6 protein-coding genes are annotated in these 5,553 nt (G+C 68.8%); 5 read left to right on the top strand and 1 reads right to left on the bottom strand.

Annotated elements, in window-relative coordinates:
* The 3 genes from carB to AC30N0_RS16390 all read left to right on the top strand — a co-directional run.
* Positions 1-2,485, top strand: a 2,485-nt coding sequence (carB, locus tag AC30N0_RS16400) for a carbamoyl-phosphate synthase large subunit (RefSeq protein WP_489518968.1), incomplete at its 5' end; no start/stop codon positions are given.
* Between the two features lie 71 nt (positions 2,486-2,556).
* On the top strand, positions 2,557-3,033 hold the full coding sequence (gene greA, locus AC30N0_RS16395; protein ID WP_489518967.1) for a transcription elongation factor GreA: 477 nt from the start codon (positions 2,557-2,559) through the stop codon (positions 3,031-3,033).
* 7 nt (positions 3,034-3,040) lie between these two features.
* A complete protein-coding gene (locus tag AC30N0_RS16390; protein WP_489518966.1) occupies positions 3,041-3,526 on the top strand; it encodes a DUF4149 domain-containing protein in 486 nt (161 codons plus the stop codon).
* Here the strand turns inward: AC30N0_RS16390 and AC30N0_RS16385 are convergent.
* Positions 3,492-3,968 carry a YhbY family RNA-binding protein gene (locus AC30N0_RS16385; RefSeq protein WP_489518965.1) on the bottom strand — a complete coding sequence of 159 codons (477 nt, stop codon included), beginning with the start codon at positions 3,966-3,968 and terminating at the stop codon, positions 3,492-3,494. The two genes, AC30N0_RS16390 and AC30N0_RS16385, sit on opposite strands and share 35 nt — an antisense overlap.
* 39 nt (positions 3,969-4,007) lie before the next feature.
* Here AC30N0_RS16385 and AC30N0_RS16380 point away from each other — a divergent pair, with 39 nt between their 5' ends.
* Positions 4,008-4,697 carry an RlmE family RNA methyltransferase gene (locus AC30N0_RS16380; protein ID WP_489518964.1) on the top strand — a complete coding sequence of 230 codons (690 nt, stop codon included), beginning with the start codon at positions 4,008-4,010 and terminating at the stop codon, positions 4,695-4,697.
* A 148-nt stretch (positions 4,698-4,845) separates the two neighbouring features.
* Positions 4,846-5,553: ATP-dependent metallopeptidase FtsH/Yme1/Tma family protein (locus AC30N0_RS16375; protein ID WP_489518963.1), on the top strand; the 708-nt coding region annotated here is incomplete at its 3' end.

Genomic DNA, 5,553 nt, shown 5'->3' with positions numbered 1-5,553 from the left:
GGCACCTGCGCAGACCCTGACCGACAAGGAATACCAGGTCATGCGCAACGCCTCGATCGCGATCCTGCGCGAGATCGGCGTCGAGACCGGCGGCTCGAACGTGCAGTTCGCGATCAATCCGAAGGACGGCCGGATGGTCGTGATCGAGATGAATCCGCGGGTCTCCCGCTCCTCGGCGCTGGCCTCGAAGGCGACCGGCTTTCCGATCGCCAAGGTGGCCGCCAAGCTGGCCGTCGGCTACACGCTCGACGAGCTGAAGAACGACATCACCGGCGGCGCGACGCCGGCCAGCTTCGAGCCGTCGATCGACTACGTCGTCACCAAGAGCCCGCGCTTCGCCTTCGAGAAGTTCCCGGCCGCCGACTCGCGCCTGACGACGCAGATGAAGTCGGTGGGCGAGGTGATGGCGATCGGCCGCACCTTCCAGGAAAGCCTGCAGAAGGCGCTGCGCGGCCTCGAAACCGGCATCGACGGCTTCAGCGAGCGCAGCATCGACCGCGAGGAGATCGTCCAGGAGATCGGCGAGGCCGGGCCGGAGCGCCTGCTCTACGTCGGCGACGCCTTCCGCATCGGCATGAGCGCCCAGGAGATCTTCGAGGAAACCGCGATCGACCCGTGGTTCCTGGCCCAGATCGAGGAGATCCTGGGCTGCGAGAAGGCGGTCAGGGGGCGAGCCCTCGACGGCCTGAGCACCGCCGAGGTGCGCTACCTGAAGTCCAAGGGCTTCTCCGACAGGCGCCTGGCGACCCTCCTCCCGGCCACCGAGTCGGCCGTCCGCGCCCACCGCCACGCCCTCGGCGTGCGCCCGGTCTACAAGCGCGTCGACACCTGCGCCGCCGAGTTCGCGACGCAGACCGCCTACATGTACTCGACCTACGACGAGGAATGCGAAGCCGAGCCCACCGACCGCAGGAAGATCATGGTCCTCGGCGGCGGCCCGAACCGGATCGGCCAGGGCATCGAGTTCGACTACTGCTGCGTCCACGCTGCCCTCGCCATGCGCGAGGACGGCTTCGAGACCATCATGGTGAACTGCAACCCGGAGACGGTGTCGACCGACTACGACACCTCGGATCGCCTCTACTTCGAGCCGGTCACGCTCGAGGACGTGCTCGAGATCGTCGCCAAAGAAAAACCGCTCGGCGTGATCGTGCAGTACGGCGGGCAGACGCCGCTCAAGCTCGCCCTCGAGCTCGAGCGCGCCGGCGTGCCCATCATCGGCACCTCGCCGAATTCGATCGACGTTGCCGAGGATCGCGAGCGCTTCCAGAAGCTGCTGCACGAGCTCGGCCTGCGCCAGCCGCCGAACCGGACCGCGCGCACCGAGGAGCAGGCGCTGCAGCTGGCACAGGAGATCGGCTACCCGCTGGTCGTCCGCCCGAGCTACGTGCTCGGCGGCCGGGCGATGGAGATCGTGCACGGCGACAAGGACCTCGAGCGCTACATGCGCGAGGCGGTCAAGGTCAGCGAGAAGTCGCCGGTCCTGCTCGACCGCTTCCTCGACGACGCCATCGAGGTCGACGTCGACTGCATCAGCGACGGCACCGAGGTGATGATCGGCGGGATCATGGAGCACGTCGAGCAGGCCGGCATCCACTCCGGCGACTCCGCGTGCTCGCTGCCGCCGTACTCGCTGCCGGCCGCGTTGCAGGACGAGCTGCGCCGGCAGACCAAGCTCATGGCCCGGGCGCTCGACGTCGTCGGCCTGATGAACGTGCAGTTCGCGATCCAGGGCGACGTCGGTGGCGACGGCAGCGCCGCCGTGGTCTACGTCCTCGAAGTCAACCCGCGCGCCTCGCGCACCGTGCCCTTCGTCTCCAAGGCCACCGGCGAGCCGCTCGCCAAGATCGCCGCGCGCTGCATGGTCGGGCAGAAGCTGTCGACCCAGAAGGGCGTGCGCGGCGAGGTCGTCCCGCCGTACGTCTCGGTCAAGGAGGCGGTCTTCCCGTTCAACAAGTTCCCCGGCGTCGACCCGATCCTCGGCCCCGAGATGCGCTCGACCGGCGAAGTCATGGGCGTCGGCCGCAGCTTCGGCGAGGCGATGCTGAAAAGCCAGCTCGGCGCCGGCTCGCGGCTGCCGTCGTGCGGAACCGTCTGCATCACGGTGAAGAACGGCGACAAGCCGCGCGCGGTCGCCGTCGCGAAAGACCTGCACGGCCTCGGCTTCGGCATCGTCGCGACCCGGGGCACCGCCGCGGCGATCGCCGAAGCCGGCGTTCCTGTGCGCCTGATCAACAAGGTCAAGGACGGCCGGCCGCACATCGTCGACATGCTCAAGGCCGGCGAGATCCAGCTCGTCTTCACGACGGTCGACGAGACGCGCACGGCGATTGCCGATTCGCGCCACATCCGGCAGGCGGCGCTCGGCCATCGCGTCACGTACTACACCAGCATGGCCGGCTGCGAAGCGGCGGTCGAGGCGATGAAGCACGGCGACGACGTCGGCGTGACCTCGCTGCAGGAACTGCACGCCGAACTGCTCTAAACTGACCGCCACACCCGCCGCCGCCGGAGATTCCCGCGGCGGCTTTGTTTTTCTCTGCAGAGGTTCATGCCATGGCCACGATTCCGCTCACCCGGCGCGGCGCCGACAAACTGAAGGAAGAGCTGCACCGCCTGAAGACGGTGGAGCGCCACGCCGTCATCCAGGCCATCTCCGAGGCGCGCGCCCAGGGCGACCTGTCCGAGAACGCCGAGTACGAGTCGGCCAAGGACAAGCAGGGCTTCATCGAGGGCCGGATCCTCGAGATCGAGAGCAAGCTCGCCGCAGCGCAGGTGATCGATCCGTCGTCGATCGACGCCGAAGGCCGGGTCGTCTTCGGCTCGACCGTCGACCTGGAGGACGAGGACAGCGGCGCCAAGGTCACCTACCAGATCGTCGGCGACGACGAGGCCGACCTGAAGCACAACCTGGTCTCGATCAGCTCGCCGATCGCGCGTGCGCTCATCGGCAAGCTGGTCGGCGACGTCGCCGAGGTGCAAGCGCCGGGCGGCACCCGCAGCTACGAGATCACCGGCGTCCGCTACGCCTGAGCGGCCGGTGACCGGCGAGCGCCTGCGCGGTACCGCCTGCGCGCTGGCCGGCGGCTGGGCCGGGCTGATGGCGGGCATCGGCTTCGTCGCCGCTCCGGCGCTCTTCGCGTTGCTGCCACGCCCCGACGCCGGCCGGGTCGCGGCGAGGCTGTTCCTGACCGACGCCTACGCGGGCCTTGCACTCGGCATCGTGCTGCTCCTCCTCGGCCGGTCGCTGGGCCGGGACGCGGTCGCGCGGGGCGGCACGCGCTTCGGCGCCGAGGTGGCGCTTCCGCTCGCCGCGCTCTTCTGCACCGTGGCGGGCCACTTCGGCCTGCAGCCCCTGCTGGACGCGGCGCGCGCCGGCGAGGGGAGGGCGTCGTTTGCCGTCCTGCACGGCGTCGCGGCGGCCTTCTTCGTGGTCAAGCTCTGCGTCGTCGCGGCCCTGGCCTGGCGGCTGGGCAGGCCGGGCCCGTCGCTCAGGGCTGCTGGGCCGCCTTCTTCGGGCTCGTGACCCGCTTCTTGGCGCGCTTGAGGGTTCCGCCAGCCGCCAGGCGCATGTTGCCGAGGACCGTGACCTTCTTCACCTGGGGCCGGTGATTGCCGCTCTTCGAGAACTTCAGCACCTTGACCACCTTCGGCCCGGGCATCCGCCCGTCCTTCTCCGGCTTGGCCTTCTCGGCCGGCGGCCGCCACAAGACGAGCAGCTTGCCGATGTGCTGCACCGGGGCCGCGCCGAGGGCGTCGCTCAGCTCGGCGAGCAGCGTCTCGCGGCCGGCGCGGTCGTCGGAGAAGACGCGCACCTTGACCAGCCCGTGCGCGTCGAGGGCGGCTTCGAGCTCCTGCCGTACCGCCGCCGTGGCGCCGTCGTTGCCGATGGCGACGACCGGATGGAGGTGGTGCGCTTCGGCGCGCTTTTCCTTGCGGGCGGAGGGCGAGAGAACGAGTGCGGTCACGCGCCTATTATCGCGGCCCGGAACGAGGATCGGTTGAGGATGGCCACGCGCGGCAAGGGCAAGAAGCTGAACAAGGCGTGGCTGCACGACCACCTGACCGACCCCTACGTGAAGCTGGCCCGGCGCGAGGGCTACCGCGCCCGCGCCGCCTACAAGCTGAAGGAGATCGACGAGGAGCTGAAGCTCCTCGTGCCCGGCCAGCTGGTCGTCGACCTCGGCGCGACGCCCGGCGCATGGAGCCAGTACCTGCGGCGCAAGTTCGGCCGGAGCACCGGGTCCGACCCGCACGCCGCTCCGGGGCCGCTGCACGGGACCATCATCGCGCTCGACTTCCTCGACTTCGAGCCGGTCGACGGCGTCGACTTCATCCAGGGCGACTTCCGCGAGCCCGAGGTCCTGGCGATGCTCGAGGCGCGGGTCGGCGACCGCCCGGTCGACGTCGTCCTCTCGGACATGGCGCCCAACCTGTCGGGGGTCGCCGCGTCCGATGCCGCACGCATGGCCGACCTCGTCGAGCTCGCGATGGATTTCGCGATTCGCCACCTCCGGCCGGAGGGTGCACTCGTCTGCAAGGTCTTTCACGGCAGCGGCTACAGTCAGCTCGTCGAACGATTCAAATCGACGTTCAGGACCGTCAAGGCGGTCAAGCCCAAGGCATCGCGGGCGAAGTCGGCGGAGACGTTTCTGGTCGGAATCGCTTTGAAGGCCGATCCAGCTACCCGCCCATAGCGTGCGGTAGCCCTCGATTCGGACGCATTCCGGGGTTCTGCGGGCGAGCCGCAGGCCGGGGTTGCGTGAACTAAAATCGGCCACAGATGCCGTAGGTCGGCGCCGGCTCCTCCGGGGCCGTCGATCCGCCCCTCGAAATGGAGTCACGGTGAACAATCAATGGTTCTCGAAAGTCGCGGTCTGGCTGGTGATCGCGCTGGTCCTCTTCACCGTCTTCAAGCAGTTCGAGCGCACCGGCGCGCAGGCCGGGATGATCGGCTACTCCGATTTCCTGGAAGAAGTGCGCGCCAAGCGGGTGCGCAGCGTGACCCTGCAGGAGGCTGCGGGCGGGTCCACCGAGATCCGTGCCAAGACCACCGATGACAAGGAACTGCGCACCACCGCCACCTACCTCGACCGCGGCCTGGTCGGCGATCTGATCAACAGCGGCGTGAAGTTCGACGTCAAGCCCCGCGAGGAGCCGTCGTTCCTGGTCGGGATCCTGATGTCGTGGGGCCCGATCCTGCTGCTGATCGGCGTCTGGATCTACTTCATGCGCCAGATGCAGGGCGGCGGCAAGGGCGGCGCGTTCAGCTTCGGCAAGTCGAAGGCGCGCATGCTCGACGAGGCCAACAACACCACCACCTTCGCCGACGTCGCTGGTTGCGACGAGGCCAAGGAAGAGGTCAAGGAGCTGGTCGATTTCCTGAAAGACCCGCAGAAGTTCCAGAAGCTGGGCGGGCGCATTCCGCGCGGCGTCCTCCTGGTCGGCCCTCCGGGCACCGGCAAGACCCTGCTCGCAAAGGCCATTGCCGGCGAGGCCAAGGTGCCGTTCTTCTCGATCTCGGGTTCCGACTTCGTCGAGATGTTCGTCGGC

Origin of the sequence: Rhizobacter sp., assembly GCF_031412495.1 — a bacterium.
Lineage (GTDB): Bacteria > Pseudomonadota > Gammaproteobacteria > Burkholderiales > Burkholderiaceae_C > Schlegelella_A.
The sequence above is the reverse complement of the archived record's forward strand: the minus strand, read 5'-3'. Positions and strand labels throughout refer to the sequence as shown.

What these genes read in the sequence shown, in the direction of transcription:
- greA (WP_489518967.1), top strand. Translation starts at nt 2,557, where the DNA reads ATGGCCACGATTCCGCTCACCCGGCGCGGCGCCGACAAACTGAAGGAA.
- AC30N0_RS16380 (WP_489518964.1), top strand. Translation starts at nt 4,008, where the DNA reads ATGGCCACGCGCGGCAAGGGCAAGAAGCTGAACAAGGCGTGGCTGCAC.